This is a genomic window from Arthrobacter sp. Y3221157 (assembly GCF_059089865.1).
Window position 1 is genome coordinate 1 of the sequence record NZ_JBNHFD010000268.1, and the last position, 209, is coordinate 209.

The window sequence follows — 209 nt, forward strand, 5'->3', positions numbered from 1 at the left end:
GCATTCAGGGAAGTCATGCCCTCACCTCGGGGTGTGCCCAGGCGGGGCGTGCGGGTGCATCGTCCAGCAGGGCGGCGAATAGTTTTTTGGTGTAGTCATGTTCGGGGTTGGCGAACAGTGCTTCGACGGGACCGGTTTCGACGATGGATCCGGAGCGCATTACGGATACCCGGTCGGCGAGGTCGGCCACCACGCCGAAGTTGTGGGTT

The 209-nt window shown here is 62.7% G+C and carries 1 pseudogene; it reads right to left on the reverse strand.

Annotated features, from left to right (window positions below):
- Window positions 1–13: 13 nt before the first annotated feature.
- Window positions 14–209, reverse strand: a pseudogene (locus AC5RTT_RS20955) (hypothetical protein); the annotation flags it as partial.